This is a genomic window from Methylobacterium tardum (genome assembly GCF_023546765.1).
GTDB lineage: Bacteria > Pseudomonadota > Alphaproteobacteria > Rhizobiales > Beijerinckiaceae > Methylobacterium > Methylobacterium tardum.
Window position 1 is genome coordinate 5659737 of the sequence record NZ_CP097484.1, and the last position, 24379, is coordinate 5684115.

At 64.3% G+C, this 24379-nt stretch carries 25 protein-coding genes and 2 pseudogenes; 12 read left to right on the forward strand and 15 right to left on the reverse strand.

The window, feature by feature from the left end; genetic code table 11:
- Positions 1-751 precede the first annotated feature (751 nt).
- The 3 genes from M6G65_RS27070 (at position 752) to M6G65_RS27080 (ending at position 2053) form a co-directional block, all read left to right on the forward strand.
- Positions 752-1252, forward strand: a complete 501-nt coding sequence (locus tag M6G65_RS27070) for a response regulator (protein ID WP_308445232.1) — start codon at positions 752-754, stop codon at positions 1250-1252.
- A gap of 59 nt (positions 1253-1311) precedes the next feature.
- Positions 1312-1515: a hypothetical protein gene (locus M6G65_RS27075; protein ID WP_238199104.1), complete on the forward strand. Its 204-nt coding sequence runs from the start codon at positions 1312-1314 to the stop codon at positions 1513-1515.
- Positions 1516-1744: 229 nt separating this feature from the next.
- Complete coding sequence (locus tag M6G65_RS27080) at positions 1745-2053, forward strand: hypothetical protein (RefSeq protein ID WP_238199103.1); 309 nt, start codon at positions 1745-1747, stop codon at positions 2051-2053.
- Between the two features lie 204 nt (positions 2054-2257).
- On the opposite strand, the gene M6G65_RS27085 is transcribed toward M6G65_RS27080, so the two are convergent.
- Positions 2258-4021: an SLC13 family permease gene (locus tag M6G65_RS27085; RefSeq protein WP_238199134.1), complete on the reverse strand. Its 1764-nt coding sequence runs from the start codon at positions 4019-4021 to the stop codon at positions 2258-2260.
- Between the two features lie 57 nt (positions 4022-4078).
- On the opposite strand from M6G65_RS27085, the gene M6G65_RS27090 reads away from it, so the two are divergent.
- Positions 4079-4612 (forward strand): hypothetical protein, encoded by a 534-nt coding sequence (locus tag M6G65_RS27090; RefSeq protein ID WP_250103109.1) that lies wholly within the window; start codon positions 4079-4081, stop codon positions 4610-4612.
- 45 nt (positions 4613-4657) lie between these two features.
- Here M6G65_RS27090 and M6G65_RS27095 read toward each other — a convergent pair whose 3' ends face one another.
- From M6G65_RS27095 to M6G65_RS27120, 6 genes are all read right to left on the reverse strand, one after another.
- A complete protein-coding gene (locus M6G65_RS27095) occupies positions 4658-5128 on the reverse strand; it encodes a CBS domain-containing protein (RefSeq protein WP_238199102.1) in 471 nt (156 codons plus the stop codon).
- 135 nt (positions 5129-5263) lie between these two features.
- Complete coding sequence (locus M6G65_RS27100) at positions 5264-5500, reverse strand: hypothetical protein (RefSeq protein WP_250103110.1); 237 nt, start codon at positions 5498-5500, stop codon at positions 5264-5266.
- Between the two features lie 127 nt (positions 5501-5627).
- The gene (locus M6G65_RS27105; protein ID WP_250103111.1) at positions 5628-6368 is read right to left on the reverse strand and encodes an SGNH/GDSL hydrolase family protein; all 741 of its coding nucleotides are present in this window, start codon (positions 6366-6368) and stop codon (positions 5628-5630) included.
- A gap of 35 nt (positions 6369-6403) precedes the next feature.
- On the reverse strand, positions 6404-7015 hold the full coding sequence (locus tag M6G65_RS27110; protein WP_238199099.1) for a cysteine hydrolase family protein: 612 nt from the start codon (positions 7013-7015) through the stop codon (positions 6404-6406).
- 160 nt (positions 7016-7175) lie between these two features.
- A complete protein-coding gene (locus M6G65_RS27115; RefSeq protein ID WP_238199098.1) occupies positions 7176-8240 on the reverse strand; it encodes a M42 family metallopeptidase in 1065 nt (354 codons plus the stop codon).
- A gap of 1082 nt (positions 8241-9322) precedes the next feature.
- Complete coding sequence (locus M6G65_RS27120) at positions 9323-9577, reverse strand: DUF6894 family protein (protein WP_238199097.1); 255 nt, start codon at positions 9575-9577, stop codon at positions 9323-9325.
- A 217-nt stretch (positions 9578-9794) separates the two neighbouring features.
- Here M6G65_RS27120 and M6G65_RS27125 point away from each other — a divergent pair, with 217 nt between their 5' ends.
- Positions 9795-10856 carry a zinc-binding metallopeptidase family protein gene (locus tag M6G65_RS27125; protein ID WP_238199096.1) on the forward strand — a complete coding sequence of 354 codons (1062 nt, stop codon included), beginning with the start codon at positions 9795-9797 and terminating at the stop codon, positions 10854-10856.
- A 361-nt stretch (positions 10857-11217) separates the two neighbouring features.
- Positions 11218-11325 (forward strand): annotated as a pseudogene (locus M6G65_RS27130) (MarC family protein); the annotation flags it as partial.
- Positions 11326-11640: 315 nt separating this feature from the next.
- On the opposite strand, the pseudogene M6G65_RS27135 reads toward M6G65_RS27130, so the two are convergent.
- From M6G65_RS27135 to M6G65_RS27155, 5 genes and pseudogenes are all read right to left on the reverse strand, one after another.
- Positions 11641-12162 (reverse strand): annotated as a pseudogene (locus M6G65_RS27135) (Clp1/GlmU family protein); the annotation flags it as partial.
- 6 nt (positions 12163-12168) lie between these two features.
- Positions 12169-12381 (reverse strand): hypothetical protein, encoded by a 213-nt coding sequence (locus M6G65_RS27140; protein ID WP_238199095.1) that lies wholly within the window; start codon positions 12379-12381, stop codon positions 12169-12171.
- A 404-nt stretch (positions 12382-12785) separates the two neighbouring features.
- Positions 12786-14096 carry an erythromycin esterase family protein gene (locus tag M6G65_RS27145; protein ID WP_250103112.1) on the reverse strand — a complete coding sequence of 437 codons (1311 nt, stop codon included), beginning with the start codon at positions 14094-14096 and terminating at the stop codon, positions 12786-12788.
- A 56-nt stretch (positions 14097-14152) separates the two neighbouring features.
- The gene (locus M6G65_RS27150; RefSeq protein WP_250103113.1) at positions 14153-14764 is read right to left on the reverse strand and encodes an alpha/beta hydrolase; all 612 of its coding nucleotides are present in this window, start codon (positions 14762-14764) and stop codon (positions 14153-14155) included.
- Between the two features lie 133 nt (positions 14765-14897).
- A complete protein-coding gene (locus M6G65_RS27155; protein WP_238199087.1) occupies positions 14898-15815 on the reverse strand; it encodes a CBS domain-containing protein in 918 nt (305 codons plus the stop codon).
- A 589-nt stretch (positions 15816-16404) separates the two neighbouring features.
- On the opposite strand from M6G65_RS27155, the gene M6G65_RS27160 reads away from it, so the two are divergent.
- From M6G65_RS27160 to M6G65_RS27175, 4 genes are all read left to right on the forward strand, one after another.
- Positions 16405-16638 (forward strand): hypothetical protein, encoded by a 234-nt coding sequence (locus M6G65_RS27160; protein ID WP_238199085.1) that lies wholly within the window; start codon positions 16405-16407, stop codon positions 16636-16638.
- Positions 16639-16849: 211 nt separating this feature from the next.
- Positions 16850-17143 carry a hypothetical protein gene (locus tag M6G65_RS27165; protein WP_238199084.1) on the forward strand — a complete coding sequence of 98 codons (294 nt, stop codon included), beginning with the start codon at positions 16850-16852 and terminating at the stop codon, positions 17141-17143.
- Between the two features lie 192 nt (positions 17144-17335).
- A complete protein-coding gene (locus M6G65_RS27170) occupies positions 17336-17668 on the forward strand; it encodes a hypothetical protein (RefSeq protein WP_238199083.1) in 333 nt (110 codons plus the stop codon).
- 687 nt (positions 17669-18355) lie between these two features.
- The gene (locus M6G65_RS27175) at positions 18356-19546 is read left to right on the forward strand and encodes an NADH-quinone oxidoreductase subunit D (protein WP_250103114.1); all 1191 of its coding nucleotides are present in this window, start codon (positions 18356-18358) and stop codon (positions 19544-19546) included.
- A 1178-nt stretch (positions 19547-20724) separates the two neighbouring features.
- Here M6G65_RS27175 and M6G65_RS27180 read toward each other — a convergent pair.
- The gene (locus M6G65_RS27180; protein WP_238199133.1) at positions 20725-20988 is read right to left on the reverse strand and encodes a hypothetical protein; all 264 of its coding nucleotides are present in this window, start codon (positions 20986-20988) and stop codon (positions 20725-20727) included.
- 1398 nt (positions 20989-22386) lie between these two features.
- On the opposite strand from M6G65_RS27180, the gene M6G65_RS27185 reads away from it, so the two are divergent.
- Together M6G65_RS27185 and M6G65_RS27190 are read left to right on the forward strand one after the other, a co-directional pair.
- A complete protein-coding gene (locus M6G65_RS27185; protein WP_238199081.1) occupies positions 22387-22680 on the forward strand; it encodes a hypothetical protein in 294 nt (97 codons plus the stop codon).
- Between the two features lie 261 nt (positions 22681-22941).
- Entirely contained in the window at positions 22942-23214 is a 273-nt protein-coding gene (locus M6G65_RS27190; RefSeq protein ID WP_238199080.1) for a hypothetical protein, read from the forward strand.
- Positions 23215-23267: 53 nt separating this feature from the next.
- On the opposite strand, the gene M6G65_RS27195 is transcribed toward M6G65_RS27190, so the two are convergent.
- Positions 23268-23711, reverse strand: a complete 444-nt coding sequence (locus M6G65_RS27195) for a GlcG/HbpS family heme-binding protein (RefSeq protein WP_250103115.1) — start codon at positions 23709-23711, stop codon at positions 23268-23270.
- Positions 23712-23797: 86 nt separating this feature from the next.
- Entirely contained in the window at positions 23798-24244 is a 447-nt protein-coding gene (locus M6G65_RS27200) for a PRC-barrel domain-containing protein (protein WP_238199078.1), read from the reverse strand.
- Positions 24245-24379: the final 135 nt, after the last annotated feature.

A 24379-nucleotide genomic window follows, 5' to 3' on the forward strand; every position in this document is an offset into this window, starting at 1 on the left:
CCGTTCCAAGCTTCATCCATGCTGAAGCGTGGGTTTTTAGCGGGGTTGTTACTGATCTGGGTGCTGCCCCAGCCGATTTTAATTTCAAGGCCGCACAGGCGGGCTCGGCTTTGACAGGCTTTCACCTGTTTCTCGCCCTTCGGTCATGAGCGAGATCGGGCCTCACAATCGAGAGCGGCCTGAAATCCTAGAGGCGTGAAAAATCTTCCCCTATGCGATGATCCTCTACGGGATCAGGCTCCTAATCGCTGCCTTGCCTGGTGACGATCACGTCAGCCATCATTTGCTACTCCGATTTTGTGGCGCTGCGGTTTCGTCCCAGTTTTCCAGGTCCGTGACCGTGTCGCTGAACGGTATCGTGAGCGCGCGCTGACCGATTGCATCCACGACCTCGAATGCACACGCCGTCCGGTCCCAAACCATATCGGCACGACCCTCAAGCAGCCCGCAGCCAGCCGATACCGGCAACTTGACGTGTGCTGGTACGAGCGCTCTGATGCTTGGGTGCCGCACCCCGGCCGACCGCATGCGGAAGGCCGTTCAACTCCTTCCGATGAGCTGCGGCTGACATTCCCGCGACTGAGCAATACCGGCCATCACCCGCATCCATATGTCGACGTGCATAGAGTACGCGGCCGCTTGGCAAAAAGCCGTGAAGGCAACAAACGTCGAGGTAATGGCAAGCGCTAGGCCGTCAGGATCAACAACAAGCTTGCGCAAAAGGACGTCCTACTCCTCGGATTCTGTCCGGATGCGCAATTCTGAGCTGGCAGCAGGAGTTCTGTTCGATATCGCACAGGCCGCGCATCGTGTTCAACGATGCGCGGCAACCCAGGTTGAACCTCTCACGGCTTGGGGATGTTGGCACCTTATGTCGGTCCATTGCACCACCTCCATACCTGTCGTGCTGGTTGTCGAGGACGAGGGTTTGGCCCGCATGATGGCCGTCGACATGCTGGAGGATGCCGGCTTTGAGGTAGCCGAAGCCGCGACCGCCGATGCGGCGTTGGCCATCCTTGAGATCGATCCAACCATCGATGTTCTGTTCACCGACATCGAGATGCCAGGCTCGATGTCGGGTTTGGATCTGGCCGACCACGTCGCCGAGCGCTGGCCGCACATCCGCCTTGTGGTCACCTCCGGGCGTTCTGGGTTTACCAACCAAGAGGTGCCGGTGGTGGGTCGGTTCGTTCCGAAGCCTTACTTCGCAGATCAGGTGCTCCACGCATTCGAAAAGGCTGATGCTGGCTAGGGGAAGTTCGCAATTCTAGCGCGCTGCAGGCGCTCGATCGTCCTGAGTATTTCCTGCCGATGGCGGTGCCATTCGGCCAGTATCTCTCGGAATGCAGCAAGCATCTCCTCAGCGCGTGCCGTATCTTGCCCCGCCCGCTGCATCCTCTCGATCCGCAGTTCCTGCTCAGTGATCCGCATCTGCCCCTCGGCAATGTCCTGCTCGGCCTTGGCAAGGTCAGCGTGCTCTTTCGCGAGGCGGAGGTGATCGGCCATAGCGGATAAAGTAGGTTAATCCAACCGCGCCGCCAGAAGGGGCTGCCCTCAGGCTTCAAGATAGGCCAGCTCGATAAATTCATTCGACGTATTGGTCCGAACAGTGGAGACCGCATCCCAAACGGTGCGACATCGAACGGAAAGCTATCATTTGGTTTCCCACAGAACTTAGGTTAAAAACCGGATCATGCCGTAGGTGTAGTATTTAAAATCTAATGCTGATCTGCAGAGTTATGGCATGAAAGCAAATCCAGCTGACATTGACGATCATACGGCCTGGCTGATCCAGCAGATTGCGATAAACGGGCCTCATTCAGCCGATGCGGCAACAGCTGTGACAATCGAGAAGTTGCATCGCCTCGAGGATTTGGCGCGCAACGCTGGAACCAGCCGACAGGCCTTCCAGAAGATCGTATCGGCGCGCCGGGTGCTCGGCGACCATTCCGATCTCAGTGGAATCCCAGCTTTTGCTGAAGACGCAATCTCAGTCCGCCCCGTACCGGAGTGTCTGCGGATAGCCGAGCACATTCCCCCGCAGGGCCTGTGACAACGGGCATTCGGAACTGGAGCTGAGGAGCGTTCAAGGCCCTCTGACCTCGATTATGCCCGCAGGCGCTGGGTGGCGTGGGTGCGGTGCTGGTTCGCGGAAGCGCCTCACCCCAGAACGGGTTGCGGACCAAACGAAGCCCAGAGAATCGTGCCGTTCACATACCGAACGTGTCGAATTTCCCGCTCGCGGCTGACTCGCTCGTCACGCTGGATGAAGCGGCCAAACGAGCGCGATGAGCGGCACGCCCACCACAATGACGATCACGGAGAGTGGCAATCCGAGCCGGGCATAATCGCCGAACCGGTAGCCGCCCGGTCCCATGACGAGGGTGTTGCACTGGTGGCCGATCGGCGTGAGGAAGTCGCACGCCGCCCCGAGCGCGACCGCCATCAGGAAGGGGTCCGCGTTAAGCCCGAGCCGCGTGGCCAGCTTCGCCGCGATCGGTCCCATGACAAGCACAGTTGCGGCATTGTTGAGGAAGGGCGTCACTGCCATCGCCAGGATCAGGATGGTGGCGAGCGCGGCCACGGGTGACAGGTCCTGAACCACGGCTGTGAGCTTCGCGGCGATCAGATCGGCCCCCCCGGTGCTGCTCACGGTTTCGGAAATCGGGATCAGGGCACCGAGCAGGACGAGCACGGGCCACTCCACCGCTTGGTAGGCATCGTGCGGGGTCATCGAGCGCAGGAGCAGCACCGCGACAACGGCGCCGAAGAAGGCCACGGCCACAGGCAAAATGTGGAGTGCGACGAGCCCCATCGCGAGGAGCAGGATCGCGACCGGCATCCAACTGCGGTCGTTACGGCCGAGGGCGATTTCGCGGGCGGCGAGCGGCAGAACCTTGAGGGCTCCGAGAGCCGGGGCGAGTGCGCCAGCACGCCCGCGCAGCACGACGACATCGCCGGCTCGGAAGCGGACAGCCGCGAGCCGCTGCTCAACGCGCCGGCCGCGGCGGCTGACCGCCAGGATGTCGATCCCCGATGCGCGCTGCAGATCGAGCTGCGCCGCGGTTCGCCCGACGAGACGGGACTCCGCCGTTACGACGCCCTCCATGACCGCGGCCTCGGCGGTGGGTGTGGTGCCGGCGAGGACGAGCCCGGTGCGCGCGACGAAGCGCTCCAAAGCGTCGGGGTCACCGGTGAGGAGCAGAACGTCCTCGGCTTTGAGGCGGAAGTCCGCGCTTGCTGGGTACCGTCGGAACCGCTCGCGCAGGACGGTCGCAATGCGGGTCTCGCCGTCGCCCTCGGCTTCGACCGTGGCGATGGTGGCGCCGACGGCCCAATGGCCGTCGGGTAGACGCGCCTCCGTGGTGTAGCGCTCCAGCGTGAAGGCCGCGTCCAGCGAGCGTGTGCCGCCATCGCGCCGCGGCAGGAGGCGCCAGCCCAGGCAGAGGAACGCGAAGCCCGCTGCCGCGACGCAGAGCCCGACGGGCGCATAGTCGAACATCCCGAAGGGATGACCGGTCAGGTCGGCGCGGACCTTGGAGACGATGACGTTCGGTGAGGTGCCGACCAGGGTCACGATGCCGCCGATGAGCGAAGCGAACGCCATGGGCATCAGCAGGGCTGAGGGCGGCGTGCCGCTTCGGCGGGCGAGTTGGAGGGCAATCGGCATGAAGATGGCCAGCGCGCCGACGTTCTTCGTCACCATCGAGAGGAGCAGCACCCCGCCGACGAGGATCGGCACTTGCCGTCCCGGGCTGGTCAGGGAAGGCATCAGGGGCCGCATCAGGGTCTCGACCGCACCCGAGCGGGCGATGGCGGCGGAGAGCACAAGGGCGGCGCCAACGATGATCACGATGTCGTCCGAGAAGCCGGAGAACGCCCTGTCGGCCGGCACGAGCCCGATCACGATGCCGACGGCCAATGCCGTGAGCGCCACCACGTCATAGGGCAGGCGGTCCCAGACGAAGGCGGCGACGGTGATGCCGATAAGGCCGAAGGCGAGCACTTGATCGAGGGTCATCCGAGAGGCACCTGATCGGAGCACCACGGCGGCGGTGCAGGTTGAAGGGGGCGTCTGGTGCAGCCAAACGACAGCGGTTCCGACCGCCGGCCGTCGGAGGCCGGACGAGAGGCGGTCAGCCGTCGCAATCGGGAAATCGCGCCCGGCGGCCGCCAGATCTCCGAGGCGATTGGCCAGAAGGTGCTGCACGGCTTCCTGCAGAACAGGCACCAGACCCTGATGCCGCTCAGCATCAGCCTCGGGCGGATCGCTGACGCGGAGCGGGCGGCCATCGCCCGTTTCGCCGCGGTCGCTGTTCGTGCCGGTAGTGCGAGCGCAGCGCTCGAACCGGTGCGCGCGTGCCTCATCGGCTTCGCGGCAGATGCTGAGATGCTCGCCGCTTTCGAGGCCGCCCTGCAATCGCCGCCGCCTCTCGATGCGGCTCTCAGTGGTCTTACAGATCCCGAAGTCGCGTTGATCGCCTTCATCCTGTGCCTGGTCGCTGCGCGCAGTGCGGGTCCGGCGGCAGGGGCGTTCGCTGACTACGTCGCCCTGCATCGCGGATTGCCGACAGCAGCGGTGCGCGCGGCGGAACGACGGTACCGAACTTGACCGAAGGGGCCGTCGGCGATGCGGAGACCGGCCTCGCACAAGGCTTCAACGCATGTCAGAGCCTTCGAGAAGGCCCTGGAGCGAGACCTGCAGCGCGTCGTCGTTCACGAGCAGATGCCGAGAGATGTCGGCAAGGGTTAGCCAGCCCACGGCCGTCCCGCTCCTGTCGAGCACCGGCAGCCGTCGGACGTAGTTGGCCACCATGACGTCCAGGGCGGCGCGCACCGTGTCGTCCGGTCTGCAGGACAGGACAGGCCGGGAGGCAACCTCCTGTACGGAGATGGCCGTCGGATCGCGGCCGCGCGCCACCACCCGATACAGCAAGTCACGGTCGGTCACGATGCCGACGACTTGGTCGGGTGAGCCCACCGGCAACGCGCCGACCTCGATCTCGCCCATCAGGATGGCGGCCTCCTGCGCACTCGCTTGAGGCTCGATGAACTCGACGTCCCGGGCCATCACGTCGGAGACGCGAAGCTGTTCGGCGGGTGGGTTGTGCAGGGCCGGCTCGATCAAAATCTGGTTCCCCGGGGACAGGACCCGTCCGAGGATCCCCTTGAGTCGGCGACCAGCCCCCGCGTCGGCGCACCTCGTTCGGAAGCTTCGGATAACGAAACACCGGATGGCTTTCCCGAGTTCGTAGCCTGCCGCTCAGAGTAGCCGCGTTGCCTGCGCGCGGATGACGATGCTGTCCTGCCTGAAACAGGCCTCCAATCTGCGCCGGTAGCCTGCCCACCATCCGGGGTCGAGCTCAGACGTCAGGACCTCGAACACGACGATGTCGTCGCGTGTCGTCTCGCCATTCTCCTCCCACAAGCCCTCGGCCGGAGCGCGGGTGAAGGCGGTGAGCCCGCCGAACCGCTCTGTCAGTTCCGAGCGCACGCGCATGTAATCGGAACAAGGAAAAGGCTGCCCCCGTTGTCGAACAGGGGCAGGAGAATCTGGATCAGGTGATGTGACATCGAACGATTGCGTTTGTCAGGCGGCCTTGCCCGGCTCAAAGGTGGACCTGCTGCTACCGCGCAAAGACCCTGCTGCTGCGCGATTCAGGCTGCACATGAAGAAAGCCCGCGATGGCCTGAGCAATCTTCTGCCCGCCTTGCACCGACGGCTCGATCGGATTGGCGAAGTCGGCGTCCTCGCCGCAGAGGACACGCAGATCGAGGAGCGAGAGGCCCCGGGCAAAAGCCTCGCGCGTGATGACGTCGTTGAGCAAGGTGAGCGCAGCGGCGGTCAGTCGCCGGCGCTGCGGATCGGGGTAGCGCGGATCGTAGATCGTGCAGAGCGCCGTTGGCCGGGTCGTCGCCTGGACCGCGTCCAGCATGTCCCGGTACGCGGCCTGAAACCGCTCCCGCACCTCGGCGAGGAGGTCGAGCGCTCCGCCCACGGATCCCGTGGCGCGCTCGAGCACGCCGGACATTCTCAGCGCGTCGTTGCCGCCGACGCTCACCACGAGGTGAGATGCCGAACTCGGAAGGCGCTCGAGTTGGCGGGCAACATCCGCGATGACGTTTCCGTCGACCGCGAGCAGCGTCGCCTGCCAGCTACCGGGCAGCACCGTGCGGAGCTGCTGCACGACCTCCGGTCCTCTGCCGACGTAGGCGGCATTGTCAAAGACGGAGTCACCGAGGAGTACGACGTGCGCCATGGATGCCCTGCACGGTGTGGGTGTCCTGGACCGAGCGCTGCGCGGAAGAAGGGCGACCATGGTCGCGAGGATCTCGCGCCGGTGGACGAACCCGTTCTGCGGCGTCATCGGCGTCGTCCCGGAACACGGAAGGAAAGCGGCCGCTACGCCCAGCTCCGGAGCAGAGTATCGGTCGTGACCGTCTCCACCTGTTGTCCGTAGCGACCATGATAGAGCGTCAGCATCGCGTCGTGAGCCTCGTCGGACGAACTGCAGAGCCCGTCCGTGACGATGATGACGCGATAGCCGAGGTCGACGGCTCCCAACACGGTGCCCAGAACACACACGTCCGTCTCGCCGCCCGTGACCACGAGCGTGTCGGCCCCGCGAGCCTGCAGCCGGCGATGCAGGTCGGTCTCCAGCCAGGGTGAGTAGACGTGCTTGTCCACGATCTCAGCCGGTGGCACGAAGGGAGCGAGTTCCGGGACAAGGTCAATCTGATCACGTCCCAGCTGTTCGATCGTCATGGACGCCCAGCGTTCGTAGTAGCGTCTCCACGTGCCCTCGCCATCACCGGCTTTGTCGGCGGGGATGAAGCGCGTGAACACCGTCTGCCGCGGATGTGCCGCTACGATGCTGCGCACCTTCGGCAGGACACGCGGCATCCAGGGCGTGCACCAATCCGTGTGCTCGGCGAACATCCTCTGCATATCAACGCACAGATGCGCGCAGCTCTCACCGAGGGGGCCGAAGCGAAGCTCATCATCTCCTGCCATGGTGCCTCTGCTAGAATGCCCGATAAGAACATCAGGCGAATGGGACAAAAGGCCGGGCCGAGAGGAACCCGACGAGCGTTGGAGCGTCGGCTTGACCGACCACGCATCAGCGCCAGGACGGCGAATGACCGCTCAAGATGGAAGAACCAACCAAAATCGACTAAGGTGTGAAATCCGTCTCGGGCGTTATACGCCGGCAATAGGCGGCCATCAGTCGGGCGCAGTTCTGCAGGTCTGTCAAACTCAATAGCTCGCAAGGTGTGTGCATGTACCGGATCGCCACGCCCAGCAAGCCGACTGCCATCCCATCTCTGTTGAGCTGCATCGCATTTGCGTCCGTCGGTGTCGCGCTTGGAAACACGCTCACCTGAAACGGTATCCCTTCCGCTCTGGCCGCCTCGGTCAGGAGAGCGAACACAACGGGATTCGTGTTCGGGCCACGGGACACGCTCGGGCCCTTACCGATGTCGAGCTGCCCGTATCGCGCCTTACTCACACCGGGGTAGTCGATGGCGTGACCTACGTCGACAGCAAGCCCTGTCTGCGGCGCTATGCTGAAGGCAGCGGTTCGAGCTCCACGCGATCCGATCTCTTCCTGCACGGATGCAACAGCATACACACCAATTCCTGAACGGAGGTCCCCATCCTGGCTGAGGCTTCGCAAGGCTTCCGCGACGATGAACAGGCCAGCCTTGTTGTCGAACCCGCGTGCTGTCGCCCGATCGCCTATCAATGTCTGGAACTCGTACTGATAGGTGATCACGTCACCCAGCTGGATGGCCGCCTCAACCTCCGCGCGCGATGTCGCGCCTACATCCACCCAGAGGTCCGTAAGCTTTGGCTTCTTCTTGCGCTCCTCCTCATCGAGCAAGTGGATGGCCTTGCTGCCCACGATGCCAGCAATTCGCTCCCTTCCGTGCACCCAGACCCTTTGGCCTACTGGGATTACACTATCGTGTCCGCCGATGCCGCTGATGTAAAGAAGGCCGGAATCATCGATGTAGTGCACGATGAACCCGATCTCATCCATATGCGCTGTGAGCATGATCTTCATCGGCGCGTCCGGGTTCAACGTAGCCGTCACGTTGCCGTGCACGTCAGTGCTCACCTGATCGGCAAAGGGCTGAGCATATTCACGGTAGAGTTTTGCCGCACCCTGCTCATAGCCGCTCGGGGATGGCACGTTCGCGAGTGCTTTCAGGAATTCGATCGACTCGGCCCGCATCCGGTATCCGCCTTCATGACAACAACAAGCGACACACCTCATTGAGGTGCCGATCGGACAGCGAACTGTCCTCGAACAGTGAACCCGCGCGCATGCCGGCAGATCGGTGCGGACGCATTTTCCACCCGCGATCTCCGCCGCATCACCGAAGCGCCCGCATTGAATCGGAATCCGGCAAAAGCTCTGGCCGTTCGCCGTCCTCAAAGCCGCGGTAGCCATGTTCATGATGCGGCCATGTGACCACAACACGTGGAAAGTTTTTGGTGCGGAAGATCACCGCGGTCTGCGAAGATAGTCGAGCTATTCAGCGCTCCCGCAGCCGTCGAAACGGCAGGTGCTCCGGGCCAAGGCGATCGTTATCCCGATAGCGAAGGGAAAATTGATCCGTCAGTCGGGGAGGCGCCATCCAAGATGCCGCGCAGCCAAGCTGTAGTGCCTTGAGCGTCGCAGGCACTCGTGTGCCATCTCGACAGCTGCCCCGGTATCTGCTCCGCGTTTGCGGGCTAGAGTGGCTGCTCTTCGTGCTTGGGCTGCACTATGCAGGCAAATATCGGAATCTCGTCGCCTGATATAAGCCGGACTTCTCTCTCTGTGAAGTTCATCGGTTCTCAGCATGCCGCCTGTACTCAAATTCCTCTAACGCAGAGGGATCGCCTCTTACAACTCATATACGTCACGAAACTTCTGCATGAGTCGGGTATGACAATTTCAAAACTGCCTTTGTTTAGGGTGCGGCGTGGCGTCGGTGACGCCTATTTACCTACCCGGTGTGAATAACTGTTTCGGAGTCTGATCCGCTGCCGGATTGCTGACCAGAACGGGTCCATTTGTCCCGACTAACCGCTCCTCGAGTCGCCGAACTCGTCTCTGCAAATCCACGACAGCGCGTTGTAGTTCCTGTTGCTCAATCGGTGCTGCCGAAGTGGCTTCTTCCGGGATTCCATCGGATATCACCGATCTTTCCGAGGTGTTTCCCAATATAATAACCTCCTCACGTATAGAGGGCGACTGGATTATTTAGGCTCGCTGCCCGCGAGAGGCGCTTGACTGCGATAATTAAAAAAGGATCTGGAAAGCACGCACTATGCAACCCGCGCACCAAAGTTGACCCACGCTCCGTTGTAGGAGAAGGCGCCCATGTAGATGATCTGGCCGCTCTGATCCCGAACGAAAATCCTGCAAGCCAGCTGATCCCTACGCGACTGGATGCTTCCGACAACCAAATTCGCGATCAGATCGCCTGTGCGCTGCTTTACCTCACCGAGGTCTGAGCATTCGGCGCCGCTTCCATTGCACACCATACTGTCGTCGTGAACGTCCAGGTAGTAGCGCGGCACCAGCTTCTCCGAAAGTAACTTGTATCTCTACAACCCAGCCAGGGCGCCCCGGTTTCTGTGTGGTGCCATACCGTGCCCCGGACTTGTAGGAGCGCCTTGCCTCCCTGCCTCAGCGGTCCGAAAGCAATTTTTCGCAGTCTCGGAACTATCAGCGAGGTATCAGGTCCTTCGTCAGTAGGCAGCGTACGTAAGCGCCGCATCTTGGACCGAAACCCCAATGAAGCTGTTCCAGTGTCAATCCTGTAGCAACGTCCTGTACTTCGAGAACAGAACCTGCGAGAGCTGCGGTCACCGGCTCGCGTACTTGCCGGAGGCCGGTACCCTGTCAGCCATCGAACCTGCTGGTGAGGACACCTGGGTGCCGCTCGTCGCGCCAACTCGCCCGGGCCGCTTCTGCGCGAACGCCGTCTACGACGCATGCAATTGGCTCGTACCGCCGGGCTCGGATCAGGCGTTCTGCCTCGCCTGCCGGCACAATGGCACGATTCCGAACGTCTCCGACCCACCCCAACTCGCAGCGTGGCAGCAGATCGAGGTGGCCAAGCACCGCCTGTTCTACACGCTCTTGCGCTGGAACCTGCCGCTGAAGACCCGCAACGAGGATCCCGCACACGGCCTGCTCTTCGACTTCCTGTCCGACCCGCCGGAAACACAAGGCCCGAAGGTGCTGACTGGACACGATAATGGTCTGATCACCATCGCGCTCGTGGAGGCGGACGATGTGGAGCGCGAGAAGCGGCGCAAGGGTATGGGCGAACCGTACCGCACCTTAATCGGACACTTCCGCCACGAGGTCGGTCACCACTACTGGGATATCCTCGTGCGCGATGGCGGCAAGCTCGAAGCCTGTCGAGCCATGTTCGGCGACGATACTCAGGACTATGGGGCGGCACTCCAGCGGCACTACGCGGACGGCGCGCCCCCTGACTGGCAGGAGCACTTCGTGTCCACCTATGCGACCTCACACCCGTGGGAGGACTTCGCCGAGACCTGGGCGCATTACCTGCACATCGTCGACACGCTGGAGATGGCGAGTGCCTTCGGGCTCGAGGTTAAGCCGTCCCTCGGCAACACTGACGCACTGTCCGCTCGCGTCAACTTCGATCCATATGAGGCAAACGGCATTCGGCCCATCATCGATGCATGGCTGCCGTTCGTCTTTGCGATGAACTGCGTCAACCGCGCCATGGGCAATCGCGACCTCTATCCCTTCGTGCTTTCGCCTGCCGTCATCCAGAAGCTAGGTTTCATCCATGACCTGGTTCACGGGCGGGTTTGAACATACGGAGTCTCAAGGGTGCCCCTCGGCCACTAACTATGTTCTGCGCGCGCTAGCGATCCGGCGTGAGGTAGTCTGGTCGAAAACCACTGGTCCGCTTTCAGTTGCTCCACGCGGCAAGCAGGGCATCGCAGCATTTAAGTTCCGGCGTCGAAAGACATGCGCGGCCTGCGGTTGTGCGGAAAACGGTCCGACTCTATTGGCGAAATCCGAGCGATGGTGAGCTGGGTGTGGGATGGCCGTCCCGCCCGGAGGCCGCTCATGTCGCTCCGCCCGCAATCCGTCCTCCCGCCGGGGCCTGAGGGGACCTCTCGGATCGCCTGAACCGCGTTCCGCCGCGGCAATCCCTGCCTGCTGCTGCGGGACGACGGGCAACGCGGTGCTACCGCGGCTTTTCGGCGTGCTGCTGGCCGCGCTCGCGGTCCAATTCGTCGCCGACCGCATCCAGGCGTTGCTGCGGCCTGCCTGAACCGTCCGCAACGGGCCGTGCGTCGAAAGCCGCGTCCAGCACCAGGGCTCCGGGCCGGATCTCGCCGATCGCGAATGGCGGCGGGGGCGTGCGCAGCCAAATCCCGCCGCGCGTGCTGTCGGCGCAGTCGAGCACACCGATTGCCCGCTCCGTCCCGTCCGAATCGGCGAGGCCGACGAGGCGTCCCGGCGAGAGGACCGATGAGGAGGGCGAGCCGATGGCGGGACCATCGGGCAGGTGAACCAGCCGGCTGTCGGCGAAGTAGGTCGCGAACGCCGCCCGGCGCGCCGCCCGCCGCTCCCCTGATGTCTTCCGGCGAGCCTGCGGCGCGACCGGCAGGCACAGGACGGTTCGTCCCGTCGCGAAGGAGCGCAGGGCAGCCCCTGCTGGGTCCTGGCCGAGTATGAGCAGGGTATCGGCCGCCGTGGCCGCGATGGCTGCCCGCTTCAAGGCAAGACCCCGGCCCCCGAGATAGCCGCAGGTGTTCACGACGTGCAGGTCGGCGGCTGCGCAGGCCGCGAGGCGTGCGGCGTCGGCCAGGAGCAGGCTGCCCGCCGCAACGGGGTCCGTCGTCCCCGCGAAGGCGAAGCCGCGGAGCACGGGGCCCTGCCGCGTGACGGTGCCGAGGGTGACACAGGCGGGCGGTCCGATGAGCTTCTGGCTCAGGTCGAGGTCGAGGATCGCGGCCGACCGGTCGGCCCCACGCGCCTGCTCGAGCAGTAGGCGGCACAGGGTGCTCTTCCCGCTGTCCGCGGGACCGAGCACGAGGATGCGGGTCGCGGTGTCCAGAACCCTGCGGATGGCGGTCGCCCAGGCGTCCGGAAAGCCGGGTGGCACCGGAGTTCAGGGCTTGTAGCGGTCTTCCGGCTTCGGCCGGTCCGGGTCAGCGTCCCGCGCCGCGGGCAAATCCGCGCCCGTGAGGCTCCGATGGCTCTGGGTCCGGTCGCCGGCCTCGGCATGATCCGGACTGCTCTGGCTGGGCGGCGAGAGGGCCCCGGCGACGCTGTCGCCGGCCAAGCCCTCCGCCCGGTCCTCGCCTTTCCCGTCGACGGACATACGACATCTCCCGTTATGGCTGGCGGGTCTGAGGCTCAGAAGGCCGGTTCAGCGTTCCGCGCTCTTGAGGGAGCCGGTCGGCTCGTCGGCGTCCTGGCCCCCACCCGTGCCCATCGAGCCGGCGCCGGCGGCCGGCCCCCGCCCGGCCGGGTCCCGCCGGGGTGTAGGGGCGTGGAGAGACCCTTGGGCGCCTGCGGCGGCTCGGCGGACGAGAAGCCCTGGTTGGCGCTCGGCTGGCCCTGGTTTGCCGCGACACGCTCGGCGGCGTCCTTACGCTGCGCGTCATTGATCGAGACCGGCATGGCGCCCTCCCTGCTCTGGAACTCCACGGGAGGGGAACCCGGGCTCCGCGGCGATGGTTCGGGCCCGGCGCTGAAACGCCAGGAGGGTCAGGGTGCGCATCGTTAGAGGCCGGTCGGGTACGTCTCGCTCTCGCCCGGCTGCGTCTCGGGCACGGACAGAGGCGTGACGGCGCTGGTCTCGGCGAACCACACGAAGGCATCGAACTGCTCCGGCAGGACCGCTTCGAAGTAGTGGCTCGTGCGTTCGGTGTCGGGACGGTAGACCACGCCGATAGCCCGTTCGAGGTAGGGATGGGCCCAGGCCTCCCTCAATTCGCGCGCACGCGGACCGCGCAGGTCGGTCAGGCTGCGGGCGTGACCGGCCGCGCGGAACAAGGCCTCGTGGCTGTCGGCCCGGACGGGGCGCACGCGCATGCATTGCATGGGCTCGTCCCAATCATCTGCGGCCGCGACCGTGCCCCGGTCGGTCCCGAAGCCGATGAGCACCGCCGCGTCGCCATACGCCGTCTTGGCCAACTCGCCGATGTTGAACTCGCCCTCCCTGCCCATCGCCGTCGCAGCCGCGTTGCCGACATGCGAGTTGTGAGCCCACACGACCGCCTTCGCGCCCTGAGCCACAAGGTTCTGAAGCGTCTCGAACATGTGGCGATCACGCACGTTCCACGATTCCACTGAGCCTCGGTACATGGTGCGGTAGTATTGCTCGGCCGCACGCACGATGCGGGCGTTCTGGGCTGCGTCGAGATAGGCTTCGGGGTCCTCGGCCGCGTAGGTGAGGCGCTTCTCGAGAAGATCCTGAAGGATCCCGGTGACGGCCGGCTCGCAGGGATGCTTGGCCCCGAACATCACCTCGCGGCCATAGCGCTCAGGCGTGGCGTGCCACGGGCTCAGGCAGCCGTACCGGTCGCGCGCCTGCCGGGCGGCGGCCGGATCGACCGCGTCCAGGTAGCGCAGCACGGCCTCCATCGAGGCCTCAAGGCTGTACACATCCAATCCGCGGAGGCGCACGCGCGCGTCCCAGTCTCGATCGGCGTTGAGCGCCCGCAGGTGCGTCACGAAGCTCAGGATCTCCGCGTTGCGCCACATCCACGTCGGAAAGCGCGCGAAGGCATCGCCCGGGAACGGCGTCTCGCTGCGGTGGACCAGAAAGCGGTCGAGATGGGCGGCATCCGGCCAGTCCGCTTCGATCGCCACGATCCGGAAGCCGTGATGCTCGACCAAGTGCTGGGTGATGGCGGCGCGGGCGCGGTAGAACTCGGCCGTCCCGTGCGTCGCCTCGCCGAGGAGGACGATCCTGGCCTCCCCGAACCGATCGAAGCAGGCGCCGAAGCCGGCCTCCTCGGGCGGCGGCAACGGCTCGGCGTTCCGGCGCAGGAGTTCGGCGAGGCGATCGCGGTCTGCGGAAGGTGGCATGGGATCATCAGCCTCAACGGGGTCCGGCGCCGGATGCCGGTTCGATCGCGGGGCGATCAGCTCATGAAGCGCGCGAAGGCCATCGCGACGATCTCGGCCGGGACTATGTGCCCGCCGCTGAACGGCCGGTACGCGACGTCGTAGCCGGATTGGATGAGCGCGGCAGCGATGCGGTCCCCGCAGCGCGCGAACGGCAGGACAGGATCCTCTCGACCGTGTGCGATGAAGATGCGCGGCCGTTCCTCCGTTCGCGAGGGCGCCGCGAAGCCCGGCGACAGCGCCAGGATATCGCTGAACAAGGCGCCGTTCCCGAGACCGAGCGACAGGGCATAGGACGCACCGTCCGAGAAGCCCGCGATGGCGATGCGCGCTGGATCGATGGCGTAGGCATCGAAGATCCGATCGAGCATTCGATCGAGGAACCCGACATCGGGCCCGTATCCGTGCTGAATGATGTCCCACGTGGAGCCGCGGGCGTCGGGCGCCGCGACGAGGACAGCGTGTGTGTCGGCCGCATCGGTAACCAGAGGCATCACGTTGGATGCGGAAGCACCGGCCCCGTGGAGCATGATCAGGAGGGGGGCCGGCGTGTCCGGTGCCACGGCGGCCGGAACATGCATCAGACCGTCCCGTCCGGCGCCGAGCCCGAGCCGCCGGGTCCCGTGCACGGAATCCCCCGACGGCGCAGGCCTGCTCGGACGCGCGGCTGGGCGTGCGCTCAGGATCCCGAGGCGGTGTTCGGCATCAGGACGCATGGGTCCGCTGCTCCTTCGGCGATGAACCGGACCCGTCGAAGCGCGCCTATCCGCGGCCGGGACCGCCGGCAGGGTCGTCGGGCCTACTGGAGAACACGACCCGACCCACGTGACCCTCTTCGATCTGCGGCTTTGGGGAGGTGCTGGGACCTCCTCCCTCGTCGCCGACCGGGCCATCCAGAGCGGCGTCCGGGGTGGGGATATGGTTCACGTCGTCGCTCAGGGTGGCGGGCCGCGGCTGGGCCTCGCCGGGCCCGAACCGCGCGCCATAGGTGTTGTAGCCGTCGCCTCCGAACCCGCCTGGCATGCGCCCGGATCCGCCGCTGGCCGGGCTGCCGGCTATGCCGAAGGCGGCTCGCACATCGTCCTCGTCGCGGGATGCCTGCCCGGCGCCGTCCGGATCGGGCGCACGACCGGCATCGCGACGAGGCTCCGGCGGTTTTGCCAAGCGACGGGCGAGCTCTTGCTGCTCCTCCGCCGAGAGCGGGATGGGCCGGGCGTTGCGGGTTGGGTCCGCGCGTCCGGAACTCGGCGTTCCGGACCGGTCGGGCTCGGCGGGAAACGAGATGTCGTGCAGGGCCGCACCCGTATTCGGAGCTCCGGCCGCAGCCAGATCGCCCAGGGACAGCAGGCCGACGATCTGCCCGTCCCGATCCACCACGGGCATGCGCCGGATTTGCAAGGCGCGCATCCGGCCGAGGACCGCACCGGAATCCTCCTCCGCCTGACAGGTGGTCACGTCCGCCGTGAGGATCTCCTGCACGCGCTGGTCCCCAGGCGCTTGTCCGGCGGCGGTCGACCGGACGACGATGTCGCGATCCGTGATCACGCCAACCAAGAGCCGGTCCCGGCAGACCGGCAGGATGCCGACATTGAGCTCATCCATGAGCCGCGCCGCGTCACGCACGGTGCGGTTTGGCTCGATCGCTCGAACCCCCGAGGTCATCACGTCGCACACCTGCATCGTCTGGCTCCGATAATCTCAACGTTCGCGCCCCATCGAGACGACTTCGAGGCTGCCGTCATCGGCGCCGCGTGCCGTACGGACGGCCTCCGATGATTCTTTCGCAGTCCTGGAGAGCCGGTATCCCGACCCATATCTGCAGACGACAGGAACAGGCCGGTCGAGATTCTTCCGACAAGGTTGCGGGCGGAGTCGGAGACGAAGTGTCTACGCGCGTCCTGCCATCATCCATCGCCGCGGTTGAATACCAGGACAACCCAGCATGTCGGCCCGAGTTCGGCCGCTTTGCGGGGCCGCTGTGGACCTGGCCTGAGCCGGAACACGATCGGGACTGCGGTCCTCTCCGTTGCTCTGCAGGTCCGCGTCAGCGGGCCGGCGCTTCACGCGCCGCGTCCTCAGCCGATCGGCGGCTCTTGACGCAAAACCGCGGTGCACCGCTGCTGAACCCGCTCAGGATCAAGCGGGACAGGATCCTCGAAGGTCTGGCCGATGATGCAGCCACTCAGCCAAGGCGCCACGAGCGGATCATCACGACCCGAACAACCCACCCGCGCAGGGGTTGATAGACTAAAGCCGCAGGAGGTGTCTGGTGGCGAACTCTCATCCAAGTCACTCATCATCCAGCCAGGAAGTCGAGACCCGTCGCGAGGACGAAGTCCGTTCAAGCGGTCAGTTCAATGCCGATCAGGCCGCGGATGCCGCGCCCGGGCCGCGCCGCGCTGGCGAAGATCTGAGGCAGCGTCAGGAGAAATTGCTGGACGAGGCGATCGAAGAAACCTTTCCGGCCAGTGACCCGATCTCACCGAAGCGCATCACCCGGTAGGCTGTCCTCACTCAGCGAACGGTTCTGGCGAGGCGCGATTCGAAGAGTTCCGTTCCTGCATCGCTCCCGTGATCGCAGTTCGGTCTACTCCGTAGCGATTAAGCCCGAGCTTCCGGACGCGTCTGCTGCGGAGCAGGCTCACGAGCAACCGCGCCCCAGAATTGAGCTGCACCGGCCCGCTTGGCTAGGAAGAACGCACTAGAATCGTCCCATGCCCCACCAGCTCCTGACCATCCGCGGCATCGTGGCTGCGCTCAACTCGGCTGGAAACACGATGTCGGTCACTCGGGAAACCGGCGGTGCCGGACGTGCCAATAGCTATGGCCACTTTGGCGACAACATCGCGACGGAGTCCTCCAGAACCGAGGACAAGAACATCGGCAGTGGTGGCACCGTCGGCGATTCCAGCGGCGCGGCCCCGAACGGGCATTCCGCTTACGGCAACGTCGCACGCGTCACCGCCACAAGCAGCGGGACAGCTCCGGGCACGACGGACCGACGGTAAAAGCGGATCTGCAGACTTTGCCCCGGCACCTGGACCAGCCAGTGGCGCTGCTAAGCTTGGCGCGGACTGGCATTGAACGGGCAGGCAACGCAACGCATCAAAAAAGTTCGAAAACACACGCAATATAGTCAACACTCCGGATGCTCTATTAGGTTAATGATCGGCTCTCCTTCGCGGCCTATGTCCGGAACGATGATGACGCTCGACGGAACGGCCGCCATGAGTAAAAATCTTATCGACTTGGACGACCACACGGCTTGGCTGGTTCAGCAACTCGTGAGCAACAATCCGACTTCGGCTGAAGCGGCAACAGCTCTGACGATCGAGAAACTGCGCCGGCTTGAAGATCTGGCACGGAATTCCGGAGCCAACCGGCAGGCATTCCAGAAAATCCTGTCGGCGCGCCGCGTGCTCGGTGACCATGCCGATCTGGGCCGGATTCCGGCCTTCGCCGACGACGTTTCGATCAATCCGGTCCCGGAAGCGTTGCAGGTCACAGCACCCGCTTCTGGTCCAACGGCGTGAACGCCCCGTCCCACCCAGCGGGCAACGGGCGCCGAGACACGGAACAGCGGTTCCGGCCCGTCCCCGCTTCCGTAATCCAGAAGCTGCACACTCTTCTGAAGGAGCAAATGCCGAACTCCGCGTATCGGGCTCGCATCCGCCTGCTCGATCGGCTCCTTGTCTTCGAAGGCCCGGCCCTCATCGGCTACCAGGATCCAGTTATCAATCGCCTCACACGCCATATATGAATAGCAAATCTAGGTTATCAACATAAGTTACTCAGCATAACGGAAAATAATTACACGAATGTCGAACAACCGGCGCCTTCCGGGGATTGTTCGACTGTTCGTAGTGTTTGGAACCGAGGTGATGGTGTGAGCGGAACTCGTGTCTTGAGGGCCGTACCGCTGCCGCAACACTCTCCCGAGATCCCGATCGGCCGCAAACCGGAACCGGCGCGATCCAGCCGCCGAGACCAAGGCTCGTCTGCTCCTCGCACCTGCGCTTGGGCTCTGTCTGGCAGCGTCCGCAGCATCTCCTCGTCCGCGCGGCAACCCACCGCTACGACAACATGGACCAGATCGTCGGGCAGGCGCTGGCGACCTTCTGGCGAATTGACGCCCAGCTCGGGCACCCCGCTTCCGGCCCCCTGCGGCCGACCGCGCCAGCTTTCGACGCCCACCTGTCACCGCAAGCGTAGGGCCACCGATGGCAGAGCATAATATTCGCAACTTCGCGATCAACTTCGGCCCGCAGCATCCGGCGGCGCACGGCGTGCTGCGCCTCGTGCTGGAACTCGACGGCGAGGTGGTCGAGCGGGTCGATCCGCATATCGGGCTCCTGCACCGGGGCACCGAGAAGTTCATCGAGTACAAGCCATACATGCAGACGATCCCGTACTTCGATCGTCTCGACTACGTCTCGCCGATGGCCATGGAGGAAACCTACGTCCTCGCCATCGAGAAGCTCGCGCGCATCACGGTGCCCCGGCGCGCCCAGCTGATCCGGGTTCTCTTCCTCGAACTGACCCGCATCCTGTCGCATCTGCTGAACGTCACCACGCAGGCGATGGATGTCGGCGCCCTCACGCCCCCGCTCTGGGGCTTCGAGGAGCGCGAGAAGCTGATGATCTTCTATGAGCGGGCCTCCGGCGCTCGGCTCCACGCCAACTACTTCCGGGTCGGCGGCGTCCACCAGGACCTGCCGCCGAAGCTGATCGGCGACATCGACGCGTGGTGTGACACCTTTCCGGGGGTGCTGGACGACCTCGACGCTCTCGTCATGGGCAACCGGATCTTCAAGCAGCGTACGGTGGACATCGGCATCGTGTCGGTGGACGAGGCGATGCAGTGGGGCTTCTCAGGGCCGATGGTGCGCGGCTCCGGCATCCCGTGGGACCTGCGCAAGGCGCAGCCCTACGAGTGCTACGAGGAGATGGAATTCGACATTCCCGTGGGGAAGAACGGCGACACCTACGATCGCCAGGTGATCCGCATGGAGGAGATGCGCCAGTCGGTGCGCATCATGAAGCAATGCATCGCCAAGCTGCGCGAGCCCGCCGGCCAGGGGCCGATCGCGGCGCTCGACGGCAAGTTCGCGCCGCCGCCGCGCCGGGAGATGAAGCGCTCGATGGAGGCGCTCATCCACCACTTCAAGCTCTACACCGAGGGCTTCCACGTGCCCGAGGGCGAGGTCTACGTGGCGACCGAGGCGCCGAAAGGCGAATTCGGCGTCTATCTCGTCTCTGACGGTTCGAACCGCGCCTATCGCTGCAAGATCAGGTCTCCCTGCTTCGCGCATCTTCAGGCGATGGACTGGTTATGTCGCGGGCACCTCTTAGCCGACGTGTCGTGCGTGCTCGGCACGCTCGATATCGTGTTCGGTGAAGTGGATCGGTGAATGTTACAGTCCGTACCCTCAACACGGCCGACCCAAGTGCCTCCGGGTTTGGCTGGCTGCTGGCGAACTCGGTCGTGCAAGCTGCCTGTCGTTCTACTCGACGTCCGCCTTCTATGGTTCAGCGTGCTTGCGACCGGCCTTTTGGGCGGGAAAGTCCGCTTCTGAGATGATGCTGAGCAAGTCTGAACGACCGGGATGGGCGGATTTTGTTGAAAAAACGCGGAGGCGTCGCTTCAAGCGAGCTCTAAGGAGGCGCCCCTAAGAAGTTTCGTCTTCCCTAGCCGATGCAAGTCCACCTAGGCGGTGAGTTCTGGCCGATGTGATAGCAGGACCTTCTCCAGCGAGCGCGGCTTGCAGTGCTGCTTCAGCTCGGTCCCGAGTTTTTCAACGCAATCGGCGCAAAGCCGAACGTCCGATTCGGCAAAGGGCAAAGTCTGGAACCCTGCCTACCAAAGGCAGGGTGAGGCTTCGCATGCCGCTAAGCCAGCACCGAGGCCAAGCGCCAAGCCGCCGACCAGGCGAGCCTGGACGCCAAACCCAGCATGACCGGCCGCGCGATCGAGGCCTCGCTCAGCCGGGCCGCGGGCCTGCCTGTCGATCGCGACATGGCGGAGATCTTTGATGTCTGAGGCGGCTCCCATCTTCGGCGTCGACTGCGGCTCGATAGCAGATCTTGCGCCTGCCAGAAGCACCTTACACGGGGGACGTCAGTGTCCTCGAACTCCGGTCGAGGCAGGCGGAGCCAACGACAACGCCGCGCGTCCCGCGATACGCCGTAACCGCCTGATGATCTCGAGCGTGGACTCCGGTGCGTTCGCGAGAGCTGCCGCAGTCTCAAGCGCCATGAGCTCTTGGAAGAAGGCTTCTTCCTCTCGAAGCCCTGGCATTTCGGGAGGCTCGCTTAGAAGCCTCATCATCTCGCGGATGTGCGGGCTGTCTTCCCACGAAGGGGGTGCTTTCATAGCCAAGCGCCGTTTTGTGAGAGGTTCGAGATACGAGCTTACGGCCCGCCCAGGCCTCTCGCGTGAATGCGGGTTAGTTTTCGCATGCCTGATCGGTGCGCTCGTCATCATCGCTGGCGCTGATCAAAGTGGAATCGCGCGGAAATCGGAGGTGTCCCTCCCCGGCGAACGGCGAGGGGACGAGGGTTTGAGGCGCGCCTTTCCGAGGCGCAGGCTCTATTCGTCGTCGCCGAACCAGTCCCGCCCAGGATCGATGCAGCGATAGCCGACGAGGCACTCTGGATCGTCGCGCGTCGGTACGAAGGCGTTGGACGTCACCTGTGTCGGATCGCAAAAGCTGCGGTCACGCACGAAGCGGTCGTAGGTGAAACCACCCGTCCCCATCACCAAGGCGCCGCGCGACGACAAAACACTTTTGGCTTGCCGGCAGGTCATGTCTGGGGTCGAAGGACGCTCCTGCGAGCTTGCCACGATAGGCATTCCTGCGGTGTACAAGACGGCAAGGGTGAGTGAGTACTTCAACATAAGATAAGCAGAGCTTTCGCCGCTCGTTTCGAGCTGTGCTCGTTCAACCCAGGTCCCTCCACTTGGATCCGAGGTGCGAGGAGCGGCGAAAACCTTCACGTCCGCGCTACTCCCGGCGGTGGAGCGGCGGCAGGAGCGCGTGCCGCTCAACGTCCCGCTATTTGGCCGCCCGATCGCTGACAGGCATGCGGTGCGATCCTCGCGGGCTTTGCAGAACACTGATCCTACCTTGTGACGGCTGTGATCAGAATTACCCCAGTTTGATAAAGAGGACGACAGCTATCCGCAGCAAAATCTTGGATCCGATGCCAATCATCGCCTTCTGCAAGACAATCCATTGCGGCAGGGGCCGACTAGACGAGCTGCAATTTCCTCTTGAGCTCCGTCTGCGGCCTCACCCGCGGATGCCCCAGCCTGCTGAGCTTCATTCAGGGCTGCTGGTGGTGGATGATCTGAAAGAGGCGCTGGGATCTGCGGCTCCCAATGCGAGTTGGAATCTTATAAACCGGAGGAGGCTGCCATGCCCCAGATGTTCGACTGGATCTTCTTCGCTATCGTGCTCCCGTTTCCGGCGTTCCTGCTCTGGGATTGGTTTCGGACTAACGGGACATCCAGACGCGTAAAGCAGCTCTGACACCATTTACGGCGGATGGTGGGAGCGGGCCGCCATAGGGCTGATCCGCGCCAACCCGCAGGTCGAGTCGATCAATCTGCCGTACTTCAGGTGCCCCCGAGCCGGACACCGATCGGCTGCGACCGGAAAGCGATGGCTGTTGGCAATAATCGCCGGGCGGCATTGGACTGAGCGCGGGTCTTCACCAGCGGCATAGAGGACGCAGGGAAGCGGACGGCCAGCCGCCAACGCCGAAGCGCCAGTCCGCGAGAATGTAGTGCTGTCTTGGTGATCGAAGCCGCATGTTTACTGTGAGTGGGCACAGAGCCGCATTGGTGATCGACCATGGAAGGTCAATGGGAAACGATGGAGACGGCACCGTCCGAGGAGGGGAGCAGAGTTCTTCTCTTCGACGGCACGTACCAGTTCGCAGGCGTTCTGACCCGGTACAACCATAAGCATACGGGAGAGTGGCGCCTATGGACCGGGGCTAAGCCGGCTCCGTGGGACGGCGGGATCCCGACGCACTGGATGCCGCTGCCGGATGCTCCTTCGGGTTGAGGTCAGCCGCTTATCGAGCACGGCACTCCCGCCGCCTCACGGTGTCGGCTTTTCCGTTGCAGTGGCGCTCACAGTCGCCGAGCTGCCAGGGCCGCCGCTGCCCGGCCCTGTGACACCGGGCTGGGGACACATCGCGTGCTTCAGACCGTTCCCGATGCCCCACCCTATGAAAGGCCTTCATGACCTCGCTTACCCTCGTTGCGGCCGTCGCAGCGATGATCGTCACGCCCGCCCTCGCTCAAGTCATCGAGACACCCTCCAGCACGACTGTGATCGTCCCGCGCGGCGCACCCGGCGTCGTCACCCACCAGCCGGGCTCGACCGGTGATCAAGGAGCCGCCACCTACTCGCCGACTGGTCGAGCTGCCGACGGCATCGCGGAGGACTCCGCCGCCGCCGGCAACGAAGACCAGCCTTCACGCGTCGGCTCGACGGGCAGCGGTGGCGCTGGCGGCAACGGCGGTGGCGGCTAAACGGCTTCGCGTCGGACTGAACGCCTCTCGGCGATTGTCCGAGCAAGCCCTCCCGTGCCCCGGCAGAGCAATCGCCGGGAGTCACACACCAGCCCACAAGACGGCCAGCTTGCACTCCCCACTCAACCGATGGCGCATCGAGGGATATTCGACGCTACGGCCCTGAAAGGCACCCCTATGCTGTTTCGATCCAAGACCCCACCGTCCCCTGGCAACTTGCATGTGGCAGAGCCGCCCGCCTCCGATCGGCCGACCACGGCCATGCTGAAAGCCGACATCGACAGCGGCGCGACAGGCGACAAGGTCGAGCACTACGACGTGGGCATGGCGCAGCTCGGCACCTGCGACGAGGCAGGCGGCACGCCGCCCTCACCTGAGCGGATCGCGCTGGCCAGGAAGACGGCGGCTGAGAACCGGCCGAGGCGGCCCGCCGGTTACCCGTATGCTCGGCAATCCTGGGTCATTCCGACCTATATCGGCTTCATCGTATCGGCTGCCGTGATCGTCAGCGGGGCCATCTGGCTTACCCATTGACGATGCGCCTGCGGTGTTCGGATCCTCCGCCGCGCCGACCCTCACGCGGCTGCCTAGCAGCATCCCGGAAACACGGTCAGGTCGTCCGAACGTAACCCGTCCACGGCGCCGATGCCGGCCTGCGCGCACGCCTGGTCCATCGAGTTCGCGCCAGCCCCGCTGACCCCGCAAGCGCCGATCAGCGCACCGTCGCGGTAGATCGGCAGCCCGCCCTGTCGATGGTTCAGCGGCATCCCTTCTCCCGTAACGGTGGCAAACCCGCCTGACACCTCGTCGGGATTTGGCATGTAGTCGCTCGGGCGCCCGGTCGATGCCGAAGCGATGGCTTTGCCGATAGCTTGGCGGTTGGTGGTCGCGGCAGCGCCGTCCATCCTGTTGAGGGCGATGAAGCGGCCGTTCTCGTCGCACACGCAGGTGCTGACCTTTGCCGAATGGTCATGCGCATGGCTGAGGACCGCATCAACGATCTGTTTGGCCTCGGCAAGCGTGAGCGTCATCGTTGCACCTCTCGGGCAAAACACAGTCCAGAAGGTTGCGTGCTGTCTGCTACTGTGCTCCCAAGCACGAGTTTTCGCTCCGTGCTTCAAGTCTTCTTTTTGCCGAACGGCACATCAGTTGCGCGGTCGGCTTCTGTGTTCCAGTAAGGTTCCGTGTTAAAGTAGTGATGGACGTGTTCCTCCCACGCCGGATCAAACGTGGGATCGCTGGTAGTTTCAGGATAGATTGGCCCCGACCTGAGTTGCTCGTCCGTGCCGTTAATGTCGTAAGCGCCAAGTTCTGCGTTGTAGGTGAGAGCCTGCCAGGGAACGGCGCGTTCACCTGCAGGCTGGCTGCTCATGCCGGTCAGGCGCACAATAGCGTAGACTATCCTGCCCGACGGCTTATCGATCAGCAGCCTCTTGATGTATCCAATCGAAGCCGAGCCGCCCAGATGAACTTCTGTTCCCTCGACTTTATCGCTTGCGATAAGATTGCTTGCTCTTGCGGCATCGCTTCGGGCGTCCGCGCCTAGGGTGTGGGGTTCCACCATGGCTTATATGGCCTCCGGCAGGAAGACTCGTCCTACCAGGAGAATCCTGCTGCTGGGGGTGAGTTCCGGTGCTGTCAGGTGCCTCGACCGGTAGTGGGCCGACCGTCACCCCTCCTCGATCCTACCCAAGCACCT

Bases quoted from the DNA above. Each gene is read 5' to 3' on its own strand.
- M6G65_RS27115 (WP_238199098.1), bottom strand. From the start codon at position 8,240: ATGCGGGCCGAGTCGATCGAATTCCTGAAAGCACTCGCGAACGTGCCA.
- M6G65_RS27085 (WP_238199134.1), bottom strand. From the start codon at position 4,021: ATGACCCTCGATCAAGTGCTCGCCTTCGGCCTTATCGGCATCACCGTC.
- M6G65_RS27165 (WP_238199084.1), top strand. From the start codon at position 16,850: ATGCCCCACCAGCTCCTGACCATCCGCGGCATCGTGGCTGCGCTCAAC.
- M6G65_RS27125 (WP_238199096.1), top strand. From the start codon at position 9,795: ATGAAGCTGTTCCAGTGTCAATCCTGTAGCAACGTCCTGTACTTCGAG.
- M6G65_RS27155 (WP_238199087.1), bottom strand. From the start codon at position 15,815: ATGCAGGTGTGCGACGTGATGACCTCGGGGGTTCGAGCGATCGAGCCA.
- M6G65_RS27110 (WP_238199099.1), bottom strand. From the start codon at position 7,015: ATGGCAGGAGATGATGAGCTTCGCTTCGGCCCCCTCGGTGAGAGCTGC.
- M6G65_RS27170 (WP_238199083.1), top strand. From the start codon at position 17,336: ATGATGACGCTCGACGGAACGGCCGCCATGAGTAAAAATCTTATCGAC.
- M6G65_RS27190 (WP_238199080.1), top strand. From the start codon at position 22,942: ATGCTGAAAGCCGACATCGACAGCGGCGCGACAGGCGACAAGGTCGAG.
- M6G65_RS27200 (WP_238199078.1), bottom strand. From the start codon at position 24,244: ATGGTGGAACCCCACACCCTAGGCGCGGACGCCCGAAGCGATGCCGCA.
- M6G65_RS27105 (WP_250103111.1), bottom strand. From the start codon at position 6,368: ATGACGCCGCAGAACGGGTTCGTCCACCGGCGCGAGATCCTCGCGACC.
- M6G65_RS27070 (WP_308445232.1), top strand. From the start codon at position 752: ATGCGCAATTCTGAGCTGGCAGCAGGAGTTCTGTTCGATATCGCACAG.
- M6G65_RS27080 (WP_238199103.1), top strand. From the start codon at position 1,745: ATGAAAGCAAATCCAGCTGACATTGACGATCATACGGCCTGGCTGATC.
- M6G65_RS27100 (WP_250103110.1), bottom strand. From the start codon at position 5,500: ATGCGCGTGCGCTCGGAACTGACAGAGCGGTTCGGCGGGCTCACCGCC.
- M6G65_RS27075 (WP_238199104.1), top strand. From the start codon at position 1,312: ATGGCGGTGCCATTCGGCCAGTATCTCTCGGAATGCAGCAAGCATCTC.
- M6G65_RS27180 (WP_238199133.1), bottom strand. From the start codon at position 20,988: ATGCCTATCGTGGCAAGCTCGCAGGAGCGTCCTTCGACCCCAGACATG.
- M6G65_RS27145 (WP_250103112.1), bottom strand. From the start codon at position 14,096: ATGCCACCTTCCGCAGACCGCGATCGCCTCGCCGAACTCCTGCGCCGG.
- M6G65_RS27175 (WP_250103114.1), top strand. From the start codon at position 18,356: ATGGCAGAGCATAATATTCGCAACTTCGCGATCAACTTCGGCCCGCAG.
- M6G65_RS27185 (WP_238199081.1), top strand. From the start codon at position 22,387: ATGACCTCGCTTACCCTCGTTGCGGCCGTCGCAGCGATGATCGTCACG.
- M6G65_RS27140 (WP_238199095.1), bottom strand. From the start codon at position 12,381: ATGTCCGTCGACGGGAAAGGCGAGGACCGGGCGGAGGGCTTGGCCGGC.
- M6G65_RS27195 (WP_250103115.1), bottom strand. From the start codon at position 23,711: ATGACGCTCACGCTTGCCGAGGCCAAACAGATCGTTGATGCGGTCCTC.